This is a genomic window from Streptomyces purpurogeneiscleroticus (assembly GCF_020024005.1).
Lineage (GTDB): Bacteria > Actinomycetota > Actinomycetes > Streptomycetales > Streptomycetaceae > Streptomyces > Streptomyces purpurogeneiscleroticus.
In genome coordinates this window covers 1-15401 of record NZ_NHSG01000090.1, presented here as the reverse complement: position 1 = coordinate 15401, position 15401 = coordinate 1, and the positions used below count along the sequence as shown (strand labels likewise).

The following is a 15401-nucleotide window of genomic DNA, read 5'->3' as shown; positions in this document are numbered from 1 at the left end:
GGTGTAACATGCATCTATATGAGTGAGGTCAAGGCATGGTGCTCCGCCATCCAGCACAGCTTTCGGGCGGGGCTGAAGATGGAACGCGTACTTTCCGATCCCTGGGCGATCGGCCGGGCCGTGCTCGCCGTCGTCGCCGCGTCCGTCGTCGGCCGGCTGCTCGATGACCCGCTGGCCTGGGCCATGATGACGGTCGGGGCCTTCATCTGCGGTATCGGCACGCTCCTGGCGCCGGTCCGGCACCGGGCGGTGAACGCGCTCGTCCTCGGGGCCGGCTTCAGCCTCGCCACGCTGATCGGCGTGTACCTCCACCCGATGGGCTGGTGGTTCCTGATCGTGCTCGCAGTGGTGGCCTACGTCGCCGGGCTGTGGCGCGCCCTGGGCGTGGCCCCCGGCATCCGGGCCTGCCTGGTCACGATCGGCCTCATGATCACCGCGGACCTCTCCCCCGGCATCCCGGCCGGGCTGACCATGGTCCAGTGGATCGCGGTCGGTTGCGCCATGGTCGTCGCCGCTCAGCTGCTGCCCCCGTACGGCCGTCGCCACCCCGCGCAGCGCAAGGCAGTGGCCGCCCTGTACCGGAGCCTGGCAAGCACCGCGCGGGCCACCGAGCCCGCCGGGCACCTCTCGTCCGCGCCCTTCACCGCGGCCCGCTCGGCCCTCGACCTGCTGCCGGCGTTCGCCCGCCCCGCCGCCGCCCCGCTCTTCGGGCTGCTCTCGGAGGCGGAGGGCATCCGGCGGGCCCTGCACTTCCTGCCCCGGACGGCGCGCGTGCCGCGTACCGCGATCGCCGAGGCGCTCGACGCGGTCGCCGGTACGGTGCTGACCGCCCGGCGCCGGGACGCCGGCCCCGAGGCACTGCAACTGCTCGACTCCTGGCGCGGCCCCGAGGCCGACGCGCTGCTCCCCCGCCTCCGGGAGGCGGCGCGGCTGGCCGACCACTGGCTCCAGGCACGCGGCCCCGAGGGGCTGGACCACGTACTGGACGCCTTCCCCGCCGAGAACGCGCTGCGCTCCGGATGGCGCCGGCTCTCCGCCGAGATGCGCCCGGGCGCGCCCCTCTTCCGGCACGCCATCCGCATCGCGGTCGGCACCGCGGCAGGTGAGGCGGCGGGCCGCGCGCTCGGCGACTTCTGGGGTCATGCCCTGCCCGACCACGGCTTCTGGGCGGCGCTCACCACGATGCTGGTGCTGTTCCCCGACTACGGGCACACTTTCGCCCGCGGCTGGAGCCGGCCGATCGGCTCGATCCTCGGCGGGATCGTGGCGTGGGCGGTGCTGCTGCCCGGCGGGTGGAGCGCCGACGGGCTGGTGATCGGCGCGACGGTACTCGCGGCCTGCGTCTTCCTCACGCTCCGCGTCGGCCAGCTCGTACTGAACTTCTTCATCACCGCCTGGATCGTCTTCCTCATCAGCCGGCTCGGTTCGGCGCCCGGCCTGATCGAGTGGGGCCGCCCCGCCGACACCCTCGTGGGCGCGCTGCTCGGCCTGGTCGTCTTCGTGGTGATCCCGACATACCACCACCACCGCACGCACGAGCTGCTGGCCGACTGGCTGCGGGTGCAGCAGCGGCTGCTGCCGATGCTGGTCACCGGGTACGCCGAGGCCGGCGCCGTGGACCCGGCCGGGATCGATGCGTTGCGCCGGCAGTCCCGGCAGGCCAGGGAGCGCCTGGACGGCGCGATCGCCAGCCTCGGCCACGAGCCGCGCCGCCACCGCGCCCGGTGGACCGCCGAGGAACTGGCCGGCATCCAGCGGTCGGTGTACGAGATCACCCAGTGCGCCGCGCTGCTGTACGACGGGCGGCCGGGCCGGCCGGCGGACGCGGTACCGGAGACCGCCGAGTTCGCCGCGGTACTCGATCACCACCTGGCGGAGCTGGCCGCCGTCGTCGCCGCGAAGGGCCGGCTGTACCCCGGCGTCCTGCGCGCCGCCTTCGACACGACGGCCGCCCGCAGCGGGCTCGCCGACCTGGTCGACCGCACCGCGCCCGACGGCGTCGCACACGCCCGCGGCCGGGCCCTGACGCTGTGCCTGCACACCGTGACGGCGGTCGAGGAGCTGGTCTCCCGGCTGGCCTCCGGCGCGAAGACCGATGCGGAGGCCGGTTCGGTGACCGGTTCGGTGACCGGTCCGGCGGCCGGGGCGCGGGTCTCGGCAGCGGCCCGGTCGGACGTCGTACGCGACCCTCACACCCGGATGTCGTACGCCACCACCCCACACCCCACAGGGAGCTGACCGACCGATGACCACGACCACCGAGCACGCCCAGCGGCTCACCCAGCGCATCGAGGCAGCCGTCGCCGCCCCCGCGACCGACGACGCCTTCGACGTCGAGGCCGCCTTCGCCGAGGTGCTGGCAGGCATCGGCATGCGTCCGGAGGACACCGGGGGCAAGGTCACCTTCCTCGGCGCCGACCCGGTCGTACCGAGCACCCTGCGGCTGGGCGGGGCCGCCGCCATCGCGCTCGCGGCCAAGTCCGCGGCGGTCGCCAAGCTGTGGCGGCTGCGCGGCGGCGCCGGGCAGGACATCACCGTGGACCTGCGGAGCGCGCCGCACCGGCTGTGCCCGTTCTACGACCGCCGCTGGGAGCTGCTGAACGGCTGTCCCGCGGCCTCCACGTCCAATGTCAACCAGGCGCTCGGCTTCTCCTTCTACCCCACCGCCGACGGGCGCTGGGTGATGCCGCTGAACCCCTACCCCGGCATCAAGGTGGCCGCCCAGAAGCTGCTGGACGTACCGGACGACGGCGAGGCCGTGGCGCGGGCGATCGCCCGGTGGAACGCCGCCGACCTGGAGCGGGCCGCCGTCGAGGCCGGGGTCGTGCTGCCGGTGCTCCGCTCCCCGCTGGAGATGCTCGACGAGCCCCAGTACCGCGATCACCTCGCGCACATGCCGCTGGTGCAGATCGAGAAGATCGGCGACAGCCCGGCCGAGCCCCTGCCGGAGGGCGGGGAGCAGTCCCTGTCGGGCATCCGGGCACTGGGCATGGGGCATGTGATCGCCGGTGCGGGCGCGGGCCGTGCGCTGGCGCTGCACGGTGCCGATGTCCTCAACATCTGGCGCCCGAACGAGCACGAACACGACACCACCTATGTGACCGCCAACGTCGGCGTCCGCTCCGCCACCCTCGACCCGCGCTCCGCCGACGGTTCGGCGCGGCTGCGCGAACTGCTGGGCGGGGCCGATGTGTTCTACGCCAATCGCCGCCCCGGTTACCTGGAGAGCATCGGGCTGGGTCCGGAGCAGGCCGCCGAGGCGCGCCCCGGCATCATTCACGCGACGGCCACCCTCAACGGCCCCACCGGGCCCTGGGCGGACCGGGTCGGCTTCGACCAGACGGCCGGCAGCCTGGTCGGCATGATGAACCTGGAGGGCGACGGTGAACGGCCGGGCCTGCCGCCGATCCTGGTGGTCAATGACTACATCGTCTCCTGGCTGCTGGCCGCCGGTGTGAGCGAGGCGCTGGCCCGCCGGGCGCGCGAGGGCGGCAGTTACCGCGTACATGTCTCGCTGACACGCGCCGCCCTGTGGATCCTCGGCCTCGGCGTCTTCGACAAGGCGTATGCGGCGGAGGTCGCCGGTACCGGTGAGCGCCATGCCTACCTCGACCCCGAGACCTTCACGGACGAGACCCCGCTCGGTACGTATCAGGGCGTCACCGACCAGGTACGGATGTCCGGTACTCCGGGCCGTTACCCGTTCACTCTGGTGGCCCGGGGCTCGTGCCCTCCCGAGTGGGTCTGAGGCCCTTGGCGAGAACCGGTCCCAGCCGGAACGCACGGGGCTTCGCTCGCCTCCCAATCGGTGAGCGGGGACCGGGCCGCCCGCCGTAGAGGCGTTGCCGGGCGGCCCGGCCCCGGACGTCTCGACGGGTGGGAGTGATGGGTGCATGGGGCTGACCGGCCAAGCGCTCGTATCCGCGGTGGCGGTGGCCGCCGTGCTCTGTGTGGTCCTCACGGTGTGGGGCTGGCCCCGGCTGGTCGGGCGCGGTCTCCGGCCCGTCCTGGGCCGGCTCGCCTCGATCGCCGTCACCCAGCTCACGATCGTCTGCGCGCTGGCCCTGGGCGTCAACTCCGCTTTCGAGTTCTACGGCTCGTGGGACGAGCTGCTCGGACGCAACGAGCAGGCACCGGTGTCGGTCATCCGGCACGACGGCCGGGATGTGGCCGCCGGGGTGCGGGGCGGGCTGGTGCAGGCGGCCGGGCCGCAGGGGCTGGACCGGGTGACGGGGCTGCCCGCCGGGCCGCCGGAGAAGGCCGGCAAGGTGGAGTCCGTACGGATCATGGGGCGCCGTACCAGGGTGGTGAATCCGGCCTTCGTCTATCTGCCGCCGCAGTACTTCCAACGCCAGTTCCACCGGCAGCGGTTCCCCGTCATCGTCGCGATCAGCGGCTATCCCGGCGGCATCATGAATCTCGCGCAGTACCTCCAGGTGCCGCAGACCGCGGGGCGGCTGATCGCCCGGCACGCGATGCAGCCGACCGTCGTGGTGATGATCCGGCCGACCATCGCGCCGCCGCGGGACACCCAGTGCGTGGACGTGCCCGGCGGGCCGCAGGCCGAGACGTTCTTCACCAAGGACCTGCCGGACGCGCTGAAGTCGGCCTACCGCGTCGGCCACGACCCGAGCGCCTGGGGAGCCCTCGGGTACTCCTCCGGTGGCACCTGCGCCCTCGAACTCGCCCTGCGCAATCCCGGTGTCTACACCTCTGCGGTCGCCCTCTCCGCCGACTACCGGATCCGGGACGACCTGACCACCGGCAGCCTCTTCGGGTCCGGGCCGCGGGCGGCCCAGCGGCAGCGCGAGCACGACCTGTTCTGGCGGCTGGCACATCGGCCGGTGCCGCGGATCTCCGTGCTGGTGGCCAGCAGCCGGCGGGGCGAGCCCGGTTACGCCGACACGATGCGGTTCGTGCGGGCGGCGAAACCGCCGATGACCGTGGACTCCATCGTCCTGCCCCGGGGCAGCCACCACTTCACGACCTGGCGGCAGGAGATCACTCCGGCGATGCGGTGGATGGGCGGCGAGCTGACCTTCCCGCAGGACGTGGCGCCCCGGCCGCGGCGGAGCGTGCGGCCCTCGCCGTGACTCTTGACAACGGCATTGGTCTGAACCATTTTTAGCGCAGACACGGTGGCCGCCGTCTCGTACGTGCTTCGTTGGTTCGCCTCTTCCGTACCGGAGACCGTCATGCCCCGTACCGCAGATGTCAGACCCGGCCGGCACAGACGCCGGCTCACGACCCTCCTCGCCACCGTCGCGGCCCTCCTCTGCGCGACGAGCGGCGCGCAGACCGTCGCCGCCCCGCAGACCGTCGCCGCCCCGCAGGCCGACGTGAATGTCGCCAAGAACCCGGGCTACGAGTCCGGACTGAGCAACTGGACGTGTTCCCAGGGCAGTGGCACGACCGTCGCGAGTCCCGTGCGCAGTGGTACGAGTGCCCTGAAGGCCACCCCGGCCGGCTCCGACCACGCCAAGTGCACGCAGACCGTCGCGGTGAAGCCCGGCTCGACGTACCGGCTCAGCGCGTACGTCCAGGGCTCGTACGTGTACCTCGGCGCGTCCGGCACCGGTACCACCGACGTCTCGACGTGGACGCAGGGCGGATCGAGCTGGCAGCAGCTCAACACCAGCTTCACGACCGGGCCCGACACCACGTCCGTGACCGTCTACACCCACGGCTGGTACGGGCAGCCCGCCTACTTCGCCGACGACCTCAGCGTCTTCGGCCCCGACGGCGGGGGCGGCACCGATCCGGTACCGGGCATACCCGCGGCCCCGACCGGCCTCGCCGTCGGCTCCGTGACGCCGTCCTCCGTCGCCCTCTCCTGGAACGCCGCCAAGGACGCCACCGGATACACCGTCTACCGCAACGGCGCCAAGGTGCAGTCCGTCAGTGGCACCTCCGCGACCGTGACCGGCCTGACCCCGTCCACCGCGTACCGCTTCCAGGTCGCGGCGACCAACGCGGCCGGGGAGTCCGCCAGGTCCGCCGAGGTCACCGGCACCACGGCCGCCGACGGCGGGCCCGGGGGCAACCCGGCGGTGCCCAAGCACGCGGTCACCGGCTACTGGCAGAACTTCAACAACGGCGCGGCCGTCCAGAAGATCAGCGACGTGCCGGACCAGTACGACATCATCGCGGTCTCCTTCGCGGACGCCACGAGCACTCCCGGCGCGGTCACCTTCCGCCTCGACACCGCGGGCCTGAACGGCTACACCGTCGACCAGTTCAAGGCGGACATCAAGGCCAAGCAGGCGGCCGGCAAGTCGGTGATCATCTCGGTGGGCGGCGAGAAGGGCACCGTCTCCGTCAACGACGCCACCTCGGCGGCGAACTTCGCGGACAGTGTGTACGCGCTGATGCGGGAGTACGGCTTCAACGGCGTCGACATCGACCTGGAGAACGGCCTCAATCCCACCTATATGACGCAGGCGCTGCGCGCGCTGTCGCAGAAGGCGGGCAGCGGGCTCGTCCTCACGATGGCCCCGCAGACCATCGACATGCAGTCGACGTCGGGCAGCTACTTCCGAACGGCGCTGAACGTCAAGGACATCCTGACCGTCGTCAACATGCAGTACTACAACAGCGGTTCGATGCTCGGCTGTGACGGCAAGGTGTACAGCCAGGGCTCGGTGGACTTCCTGACCGCGCTGGCCTGCATCCAGCTCGAAGGCGGACTCGACCCCTCCCAGGTGGGGATCGGCGTGCCCGCTTCCACGCGGGGCGCGGGCAGCGGGTATGTCGCACCGAGCGTGGTCAACGCCGCCCTGGACTGCCTCACGAAGGGCACCGGCTGCGGCACCTTCAAGCCCGCGAAGACCTATCCGGGGCTGCGCGGCGCCATGACCTGGTCGACGAACTGGGACGCGACCGCGGGCAACGCCTGGTCCAACGCGGTCGGCCCGCACGTCCACGCGCTGCCGTAGCGGCTGCCGTGACAGCGGCCCGCACGGTCGTGTTCACCTGGCCGTGACCCAGACATCACCTTCTGTTCGCCCGGGCGACACTCATCCCGTACGAAAGATCAGCGAGCATTCACGTGCAGTTCGTTGCGTTGGGATGAGTGTCGCCGTGAGGGGAACAAGAGTGCAAAGCCGTCGTCGGGTCCGTATGAGGCGTACGAGCCGATGGGGCACTCTGCTCGCCGGGGCCTGCGCGAGCACTCTGCTGCTCAGCGGGTGCGGGGCGCAGGCCACCGATCAGGCGGACCAGCACCGCCGGCCCGCCGAGCCGGTGCCCACCGGCGTCGACTGCGCAGGTCAGGGCAAGGCGCGCGGCTCCGGTTCGACGGCGCAGCAGAGCGCGATGGAGCACTGGATCGACGCGTACCAACGGGCCTGCCCGAGCTCACAGATCGCCTACAACCCACTGGGGTCCGGTGCCGGTATCGCGCAGTTCCAGCGGGGCGCAACCGCGTTCGGTGCCACCGACGGGGTGCTGAGCAAGCAGGAGATCGAGTGGTCGCGGGAGGTCTGCCGGGGCGGCCGGGCGATCCATCTGCCGATGGCCGGCGGCCCCGTCGCCATCGGCTTCCACCTGCCGGGCGTGGAGAATCTGGTACTGGACGCGCCGACCCTGGCGAAGATCTTCGATTCGCGCATCACCACCTGGGACGCGCCGGCCATCAAGAAGCTGAACCCGGGCACGAAGCTGCCGTCCCTGCCCATCCGGCCGATGCACCGCTCGGACGACTCGGGGACGACCCAGAACTTCCAGGAGTACCTGGCCGGTGCCGCGCCCGAGCAGTGGCCGCACCCCGCCGGGAAGGCGTGGGAGGGCAAGGGCGGTGGGTCCGCGACCGGTTCCACCCGCGTCGCGGCGGAGGTGGCCTCCTCGGAAGGGACCATCGGCTACTTCGAGCTGTCCTCCGCCGTCTCCCGCAAGATCACTACGGTCAGCATCGACACGGGTGCCGGTGAGCCGGTGGCGCCCACGACGGAGACGGCCTCGGCCGGCATCGGCGCCGCGGACATCGTCGGAGAGGGCAACGACAAGACGCTCGCCTTCGACTACGACGCGCCGAAGCCCGGCGCCTATCCCATCGTCCTGATGACCTATGAGGTCGTCTGTGACAAGGGCAATCAGGCCGCTTCGCTGCCGGTCCTGAAGTCGTTCCTGAGTTACACCGCCAGTGCCGAGGGGCAGAAGCACCTCGCCGCGCTGCACTACGCGCCGCTTCCGGACGCCGTCGCCACGGAGGTCCGCCGGGCGGTGCGCACACTCTCCTGAACAGGGCTGTCCTGAACAAGGCTGTCCTGAACAAGGCTGTTCTGAAAAAGCTGTCCTGGACAGGGAGGGGCGGCCCCGGCGGGGCCGCCCCTGACTGCATGGTGCGGTGCGGTCAGAAGCCGCAGTACACGCTGGAGCCGTAGTCGCTCAGCAGGTCGTCACGGACCCAGCCGGTGACGCCGGTGCTGTCATTTCTGAGGTACGTCCAGGTGTAGTCGCCGGCCACCGTGTAGCAGTGGTAGTCGAGCCGGTGACCGGAGTAGGCGATGCCCTTGCTCACACAGCTGGTGCTGGATCCGCTGCGCTGGTTGGCGCCGCTCGCGGTGGCGTTCCAGGCGCTTCCGTCCTTGTCGGCGGCGGTCGTGCCGCAGGACGCGGCGGCCACCGCCGGAGTGGAGAGAGTGAACGGGAGGCAGACGGCCACCGCCGCGATGGCGGGCAGAACGGCTGCGAGTCGACGCTTCATGAGATCCCCCAGTTGCATTCTTTTGTTGAACCGCTTGTCGGCACCGCTCCTGCTTGCCGGGTGGCTTGAGGCAAGAGCAGTGACCACTGCATCGCCTGGGATGCGCGTGGCGTTAGTACGATCCTGTTCTGAACATGGCGAAGAAAGCATTCCGCCCCGGAGTGACCGATTTCGGGTGTCCGATAGGCCGAAAAGGCGCTACGGGCGCACAAATTGGCACATGACGTGAGGAGAGGCACGTTGAGCGCTCGCATACTGGTGGCCGAGGACGATGTGAAACAGGCCCGTCTGATCCGGCTCTACCTGGAGCGGGAGGGGAACGAGGTGCAGGTCGTCGGCGACGGCCGCGCCGCCGTGGACCGGGCCCGCTCCTCCCGGCCCGACCTCATCGTGCTCGACGTGATGATGCCGAACGTCGACGGACTCGACGTGTGCCGCATCCTGCGCGCGGAGTCCCAGGTGCCGATCCTGCTGCTCACCGCGCGCACCACCGAGGAGGACATGCTTCTCGGGCTGGACCTCGGGGCCGACGACTACATGACCAAGCCGTACAGCCCGCGGGAACTCACCGCGCGGGTCCGGGCGTTGTTACGGCGGGCGAAGGCGGCGGGGCGTACGGAGCCCACCGTGCTCACAGTCGGGGACCTGGAGGTCGACACCGCGCGCTTCGAGGTGCGGGTGGCCGGCGAGCCGGTCGTGCTGACCGGCAAGGAGTTCGCCATTCTGACCGTGCTCGCGGGCGAGCCCGGCCGGGCGTTCACGCGGGCCCAGATCATCGACCGGGTCTTCGGGTTCGATCAGAACGTCCTGGAGCGCACGGTCGACGCGCATGTGATGAACCTCCGGCGGAAGCTGGAGAAGGGCGGCGGCCCCGACGGCCCGCGGTATGTGGAGACGGTGTACGGGCGGGGTTACCGGCTGGCGGCCGGACAGCCCGGCCCGGAAGGGGCGGCACGGTGAGTTTCCGGCTGCGGGCACTCGCCCTGCTGATGCTCCTCGCGATGGCCGCCACGGCGGCGACCGCCTGGCTGACGTGGCGTCAGGCGACGCGGCAGGCCGCCGATTCCGTCACCGCGGGGCGGCAGGTGGTCTCGCGTATCACCGGCGAGCTGTACGCCTACGGCTTCGCGCACGGCACCTGGGAAGGCATCTCCCCCACGGTGAGCCGGCTGGCGAAGGACACCGGCCAGCGCATCTGGGTCGCGACGGAGGCCGACGAGCTGCTCGCCGACTCCGACGCCCTCACGGGCCGCGAGCCGCGCGCGGTGAGCCGGCAGCCCCCGGTCCTGGTCGACCCGCGCCCCACGCTGCGGCTGCCGACGGACCAGGTACCGCTGGCCTCGGTCAAGCGCACGGTCACGGCGATCGGCGAGTACCGGGCGGCCGCGGCCTACGCGGCCTGTCTGACCCGGGCCGGGGCCAAGGTGACGGCCCGGCCGAACAGCATCGGCGTCCCCCGCGTCCGTACGGACGGTGAGGCGCCCGCGCAGTGCGAGGAGCCGGCGGCGGCCTCCGACCCGAAGGCCGCCCGGGACCACGCCGAGGTCCAGAAGTGCGAAGGCGAACGGCGGTTCGCCACCTGTCTGCAGCGGACCTTCGACGAGCGGATCGGCGCGGCCGCGCCACCGCGGCTCCAGGTGCGCCTCGGGGTGCGCGACGAATCCCCGCCCACCCTGGCCACCGTGGGCGCGGCGGCCAGGGTGGCCGTCGCGGTCGGGGTCGCCCTCGCGGCCATCCTCGGCGCGCTGCTGCTGAGCAGGGCCGTACTGCGCCCGATCCGCGCCCTGACGCTGGCCGCCCGGGGGCTGGGGGCCGGCGAGCTGGGGCAGCGGGTCCCGGTCTCCGGGCGGGACGAGATCGCCGAACTGGGGCGCGCCTTCAACCGGATGGCCGACTCCCTCCAGGCCGGCGAGGAACGCCAGCGTCGCCTCACCGGCGACATCGCGCACGAGCTGCGCACTCCCCTGGCCAACCTGCGCGGCTATCTGGAGGCGCTGCAGGACGGGGTCGTGGAGCCGACGCCCGAACTCCTCGCGTCCCTCCACGAGGAGGCGATGCTGCAGCAGCGGATCGTGGACGACCTGCAGGACCTGGCCCTGGCCGAGGCCGGCGCGCTCACGTACCACCGCGCGGATGTCGAACTGCGCGATCTGCTGGAGACCTGCCGCACCGCCCACCGCGCCCAGGCCGAGAGCGCCGGTGTCGCGCTGGAACTGGCGGCGCCGGAGCGGACGTACACGGTCGCCGACGCCGACCGGCTGCGCCAGGTCATCGGCAATCTGGTCGGCAACGCGATCCGGGCCACGGCGCCGGGCGGCACGGTCACACTGGCGCTGGCCTCCCGCGACGACCTGGCGGTCCTCCAGGTCCGGGACACCGGCACGGGCATCCCGGCGCAGGACCTGCCGCACCTCTTCGACCGCTTCTGGCGCGCGGACGCGGCCCGCGGCCGCGCCACCGGCGGCAGCGGCCTGGGCCTGTCCATCGCCCGGCAGATCGTGCACGACCACCGGGGGACGATCGAGGTGGAGAGCACGGTGGGGGTCGGGACGGTCTTCACGGTGACGCTGCCGCTCGGTTCCGGGAGCGTGGACGGCACCGGCTGAGTGCCTTCGCCGTCACGATCCCGCGAGCGCCTCGGTCGGGGAGAGCCGGCCGGCCCGTACCGCCGGGTAGAGGCCCGCCGTCGCGCCGATCAGCAGCGTGACGGCGATGCCCGCGCCCGCGGCCCACACCGGTACCTCGGTCGGCCAGTCCCGTACGTATGCGTACGCGGCGGTGATCGCCGTACCGAGTACCGTCCCGCCGAGGCCGCCCAGTGCGGACAGCAGCAGCGACTCGGCGACGAACTGGCCGCGGATCTGGCCGCTGGTGGCGCCCAGCGCGCGGCGCAGACCGATTTCCGGGCGGCGTTCGAGCACCGAGATGACCATGGTGTTGCCCACTCCGACGCCGCCCACCAGCAGCGCGACCCCGCCGAGGCCGAGCAGCAGCCCGGTCAGCGCGGACTCGGTGGCCTCCCGGGCGGCCAGCGCGTCGGAGGGCCGGGAGACCAGTACCTCGTTCGGCCGCGCCGGGTTCGCGGTGGCCGCGAGGACGTCCCGTACCGCTGTCACGCGGTCGTCCCGGGCACGTACGTACACGGTCGACGGATGGCCGTCGAAGCGCAGATACGTCCGCGCCGCCTGCCACCCGACCAGTGCCGAACTGTCGATCTCCGGGGCGAGCGGCGCCGGTTCGAGCACACCCACGAGCGAGAACCACTTGCCGCCCAGCCACAGCCGCATCCCCGGGGTGTACGCGTCCAGCCGCCGGGCCGCCTCCGCGCCGAGCACCACCGCCGGGTACTCCTCGGTCGCCGAGGCGAGCCACCGGCCCGTACGGACGCTGCCGCCGATCGCCGGCAGCAGCCGCGGCTCGGCCGCCGCCACCTGGACGCTGCTGGTCCGCCCCACCGGTATGTGCGCGTTGCGGTAGACCGCGGCGCCGTCGAGCACGCCGACCGCCGCGACCTGCTGCACGGGTCCGACCCGCCGGATCATGGGCACCGCCTCCTCGGGGAGGCGGGTCTTCCGGCCGTCGGGGGTCTGGCCGGGGGCGACGCGCAGCATGTTGGTGCCCAGCGCGTCGAGCCTGCGGTCGACCTCGGCCCGGCTGGAGCTGGAGATGCCGACGACGGCGACCATCGCGGCGACCCCGATCGCGATCCCCAGCGCGGACAGGAAGACCCGCAACGGCCGGGTGCGCAGCCCGGTCCCGCCGAGCCGGACGAGGTCGGCGGGGCTCAGCCGGGCGGGACGCAACGAGGTCCCGCGTTTCCGCGCTCTGCGGCTCATCGATCCTCCCCGGAGGCGGTACGGCCGGAGCCGCTACAGACACGATCGGTACGGCCGCTGTCGGCGATGATCCTGCCGTCGCGCATTTCCACTCTCCGGTCGAAGACCGTGGCCATCTCCCGGTCGTGGGTGATGACCACCACCGTGGTGCCGGCCGTGTGCAGCTCGCGCAGCAGTTCCAGTACCGCGGCGCCGGAGGCCGAGTCGAGGTTGCCGGTGGGCTCGTCGGCGAGCAGCAGGGCCGGCTCGCCAATGACGGCACGGGCGACCGCGGCCCGCTGCCGCTCGCCGCCGGAGAGCTGGTGCGGAAGGTGGTCGATCCGGTGGTCGAGACCCACCCGGGTCAGCGCGTCCGCCGCCCTGCGCCGCCGTTCCCGCAGCGGTACACCGGCGTACAGCAGCCCGTCGGCGACGGTGTCCAGTACCGGTACCCCCACGGCCAGGTGGAACTGCTGGAACACGAAGCCGATGCGCTGCGCGCGCAGTGCGGAGACCTCACGGTCGGACAGCTCGGCGATCGCGTGGCCGTCGACCGTGACCCGGCCGCTGGACGGCCGGTCGAGCGTGCCCATGAGATGCAGCATGGTCGACTTCCCCGAGCCGGAGTGGCCGACGACGCAGGCCAGTTCACCGTACTCGATGACCAGGTCCACTCCGTCGACCGCGGTGACATGGCCGGGGTAGGTCTTCGACACGGCCTCGAACCGGACGACGGGAGCGCCTGGTTGCGGGCTCGGCGGGCCCGGCGGGCGGGTCGCTGAGGTCACTTGGGGATCCTCACCTTCATGCCCTCGTGGACCTCGGGCCCGCTCACCTCGACCCGGCCGTTGGCGAACAGCCCGGTCTTCACGGGGACGAAACGGGAAGCTCCGTCAGTGCCCTCGCCGTCGGTGTCTTTCCCGCTGCCGTCGGCCAGTTCGAGGCCGTGGCCGCCCTCGGCCAGGGCCACCAGCGCGGCCACCGGTACGGTCAGTACGTCCTTGCGCTGCTCGGCCACATAGCGGACGGTGACCGGGCCGCTCTCCATCCTGCCCAGCGACTCCTGGTCGTCGAAGGTGATCACCACGGACACGGTGGCCGCCTTCGTGTCCGCGTCGCCGCCGCCTTCCGCGCCTTCGGCGTTCCCCTCGCCCTCGGCGGCGGAGGCGTCCTTGCCCACGCTCGCAACCTTGCCCTTCACGGAACGCCCGTCCGGGAGTTCCACGGTGACCTCGCTGCCCCGCCGTGCCCAGTCGGTGTCGGCGGCGGGCGCGGCGACGGTGACCATGCGGGAGGTACGGGTGTAACTCACCGGGCTGCCGGCGGCCTCGGCCCCGACGCGCACGCTGGTGCCGGCGATCCGTACCGGACCGGAGGCATAGACGATGTCACCGGCGTCGACCCTGCCGGTCCCCGGCACACCCAGGTCCTTCTGCCAGCGCTTGACGGCGTCGGCGGTCAGCGTGGTGTACGTGTCGTCCACGGTGAAGCCGGAGTAGCCGAGGGCCTGGAGGTTGGTCTCGAACTGCTTGACGTCCATACCGCGCAGCGGGGTCGGCGGGGAGGGCGGCGCGGGCTGCTGGGCCGGCGGGGTGCCTCCGTCGATGTCGGTGACTCCGTCGGTATCGGTGACTCCGTCGGTGCCTTTGGTCCCGTCGGCGCCCTCACCGGCGTTTTTGGTCCCGCCCTCGCCCTCGCCCGCGGTCGCCGATTCCGGCTCCACCATGCCGAGATCGCGGTACATGGGCAGGCTGCCGTACAGCAGCACCACCGGACGGTCGTCGACGCGCAGTACGGTCCCACCGCGCCGTATCGTCCGGTCCGTCTCGGGCAGCCAGGTCACCGTTCCCTTCGCCTTGACGGGGAACGGGACCTCGGGGCCGTGGCCGAGCCGGCCGTCGATCTCCGTCTGGTCGGTCAGCGTGCCACGGGTGACCGGTACGGCCTGGCTGCTCCTGCCCTCCCCCGCTCGACCGGCGTCCGCGCCGCCTCCGCCCAGCCCGAGGGCGCCGACCGTACTCACCCCGGCGACCAGGAGAATCCCGGCCCCCACGAGCACGGGGCCGCGCCCGGGCCGCCCGGCTCTCCCGCCGTCGGCGCGGCTCTCCGATTCCCGTCCCGTGTCCATGGATTCCTGCCCCCGCCCGTCAGATCCTGCCCCTACCCTGCCCATCAGCCCTTGGGCGAGGGCGCGTTCTCCGGGATGCCGATGATCGAGGCGCACTCGCGCGCGGCCCGCTTCGCACCCGCCGACGTGGAATCCCACTGGACGTCCCGGAAGTGGCCGTCCTCACCGGTGTCGGGGAAGTCGGCAGCGCCGTTCTCCTGCATGCACGTCGCGTACTCCCGGTTCTTCCCGATCTCCTTCTTGGAGAGCTCGGGCTGCTGCGCCTTCTGGACGCTGTCCGGGACGGGCAGGCTCAGGTCCGCGCACTTCTCCTGCGCCTGGAGCGCCTTCTGGTCGCGCTTCCACTTGGCGTTGTCGCCGAAGTCGACCCGGCCCTTGGCGTCCGGGTCGGGGACGTCGAGCCCCGCGTCACGCAGGCACTTGACCCACTTGCGCTGCCCCTCGACGTACTCGGCCAGCTCGCCGGCGCTGCTCTTGGTGGCGCTCGCGCCGGTCTTGCCGTTACCGGCGGACGCGATGTCGTCCCCGCCGTCGTCGCTCCCGCAGCCGGTCACCGTCAGCGCCACCACCGACACCGCCCCGACCAGCAACCGTCCCCCGAACCACCGACGCGAACCCATCGCTGCGCTCCTCATCCCTCGGCCACGACCGGCCCACCGGGGCCGGACGCGCCGAATGTAGAACCGCCTTGATGAAGAACCTATGAAGAAGCCATCAAGAACTTCTCCGCTCCGGGCCGAACCGGATTGAGGGG

The 15401-nt window shown here is 72.2% G+C and carries 12 protein-coding genes; 7 read left to right on the top strand and 5 right to left on the bottom strand.

Annotated features, from left to right (window positions below):
* The first annotated feature begins 18 nt into the window (after positions 1 to 18).
* The 5 genes from CCS38_RS02975 (at position 19) to pstS (ending at position 8238) form a co-directional block, all read left to right on the top strand.
* Entirely contained in the window at positions 19 to 2238 is a 2220-nt protein-coding gene (locus CCS38_RS02975; protein ID WP_223731604.1) for an FUSC family protein, read from the top strand.
* A gap of 7 nt (positions 2239 to 2245) precedes the next feature.
* Positions 2246 to 3748: a CoA transferase gene (locus CCS38_RS02970; protein WP_223731603.1), complete on the top strand. Its 1503-nt coding sequence runs from the start codon at positions 2246 to 2248 to the stop codon at positions 3746 to 3748.
* Between the two features lie 145 nt (positions 3749 to 3893).
* Positions 3894 to 5093 (top strand): alpha/beta hydrolase, encoded by a 1200-nt coding sequence (locus tag CCS38_RS02965; RefSeq protein WP_223731602.1) that lies wholly within the window; start codon positions 3894 to 3896, stop codon positions 5091 to 5093.
* A 102-nt stretch (positions 5094 to 5195) separates the two neighbouring features.
* Positions 5196 to 6935, top strand: coding sequence for a chitinase (locus CCS38_RS02960; protein ID WP_223731601.1), 1740 nt, complete (start codon positions 5196 to 5198; stop codon positions 6933 to 6935).
* Between the two features lie 184 nt (positions 6936 to 7119).
* Complete coding sequence (gene pstS, locus CCS38_RS02955) at positions 7120 to 8238, top strand: phosphate ABC transporter substrate-binding protein PstS (protein ID WP_223731600.1); 1119 nt, start codon at positions 7120 to 7122, stop codon at positions 8236 to 8238.
* 112 nt (positions 8239 to 8350) lie between these two features.
* Here pstS and CCS38_RS02950 read toward each other — a convergent pair whose 3' ends face one another.
* A complete protein-coding gene (locus CCS38_RS02950; RefSeq protein WP_223731599.1) occupies positions 8351 to 8704 on the bottom strand; it encodes an SH3 domain-containing protein in 354 nt (117 codons plus the stop codon).
* Between the two features lie 240 nt (positions 8705 to 8944).
* Here CCS38_RS02950 and CCS38_RS02945 point away from each other — a divergent pair, with 240 nt between their 5' ends.
* Both CCS38_RS02945 and CCS38_RS02940 read left to right on the top strand, forming a co-directional pair.
* A complete protein-coding gene (locus tag CCS38_RS02945; protein WP_223731598.1) occupies positions 8945 to 9664 on the top strand; it encodes a response regulator transcription factor in 720 nt (239 codons plus the stop codon).
* Positions 9661 to 11310 (top strand): sensor histidine kinase, encoded by a 1650-nt coding sequence (locus CCS38_RS02940; protein ID WP_223731597.1) that lies wholly within the window; start codon positions 9661 to 9663, stop codon positions 11308 to 11310. Before CCS38_RS02945 ends, CCS38_RS02940 begins: the two co-directional genes overlap by 4 nt.
* 12 nt (positions 11311 to 11322) lie before the next feature.
* Here CCS38_RS02940 and CCS38_RS02935 read toward each other — a convergent pair whose 3' ends face one another.
* From CCS38_RS02935 to CCS38_RS02920, 4 genes are read right to left on the bottom strand one after another with little or no spacing between them, the layout of a single operon-like run.
* Entirely contained in the window at positions 11323 to 12540 is a 1218-nt protein-coding gene (locus CCS38_RS02935; protein ID WP_223731596.1) for an ABC transporter permease, read from the bottom strand.
* Positions 12537 to 13307: an ABC transporter ATP-binding protein gene (locus tag CCS38_RS02930; protein WP_223731595.1), complete on the bottom strand. Its 771-nt coding sequence runs from the start codon at positions 13305 to 13307 to the stop codon at positions 12537 to 12539. Before CCS38_RS02930 ends, CCS38_RS02935 begins: the two co-directional genes overlap by 4 nt.
* Positions 13304 to 14647: a peptidoglycan-binding protein gene (locus CCS38_RS02925; RefSeq protein ID WP_223731594.1), complete on the bottom strand. Its 1344-nt coding sequence runs from the start codon at positions 14645 to 14647 to the stop codon at positions 13304 to 13306. Before CCS38_RS02925 ends, CCS38_RS02930 begins: the two co-directional genes overlap by 4 nt.
* Before the next feature lie 44 nt (positions 14648 to 14691).
* Positions 14692 to 15267, bottom strand: coding sequence for a hypothetical protein (locus tag CCS38_RS02920; protein WP_223731593.1), 576 nt, complete (start codon positions 15265 to 15267; stop codon positions 14692 to 14694).
* Positions 15268 to 15401: the final 134 nt, after the last annotated feature.

What these genes read in the sequence shown, in the direction of transcription:
- CCS38_RS02920 (WP_223731593.1), bottom strand. Translation starts at nt 15,267, where the DNA reads ATGGGTTCGCGTCGGTGGTTCGGGGGACGGTTGCTGGTCGGGGCGGTG.
- CCS38_RS02965 (WP_223731602.1), top strand. Translation starts at nt 3,894, where the DNA reads ATGGGGCTGACCGGCCAAGCGCTCGTATCCGCGGTGGCGGTGGCCGCC.
- pstS (WP_223731600.1), top strand. Translation starts at nt 7,120, where the DNA reads ATGAGGCGTACGAGCCGATGGGGCACTCTGCTCGCCGGGGCCTGCGCG.
- CCS38_RS02935 (WP_223731596.1), bottom strand. Translation starts at nt 12,540, where the DNA reads ATGAGCCGCAGAGCGCGGAAACGCGGGACCTCGTTGCGTCCCGCCCGG.
- CCS38_RS02975 (WP_223731604.1), top strand. Translation starts at nt 19, where the DNA reads ATGAGTGAGGTCAAGGCATGGTGCTCCGCCATCCAGCACAGCTTTCGG.
- CCS38_RS02960 (WP_223731601.1), top strand. Translation starts at nt 5,196, where the DNA reads ATGCCCCGTACCGCAGATGTCAGACCCGGCCGGCACAGACGCCGGCTC.
- CCS38_RS02950 (WP_223731599.1), bottom strand. Translation starts at nt 8,704, where the DNA reads ATGAAGCGTCGACTCGCAGCCGTTCTGCCCGCCATCGCGGCGGTGGCC.
- CCS38_RS02970 (WP_223731603.1), top strand. Translation starts at nt 2,246, where the DNA reads ATGACCACGACCACCGAGCACGCCCAGCGGCTCACCCAGCGCATCGAG.
- CCS38_RS02925 (WP_223731594.1), bottom strand. Translation starts at nt 14,647, where the DNA reads ATGGACACGGGACGGGAATCGGAGAGCCGCGCCGACGGCGGGAGAGCC.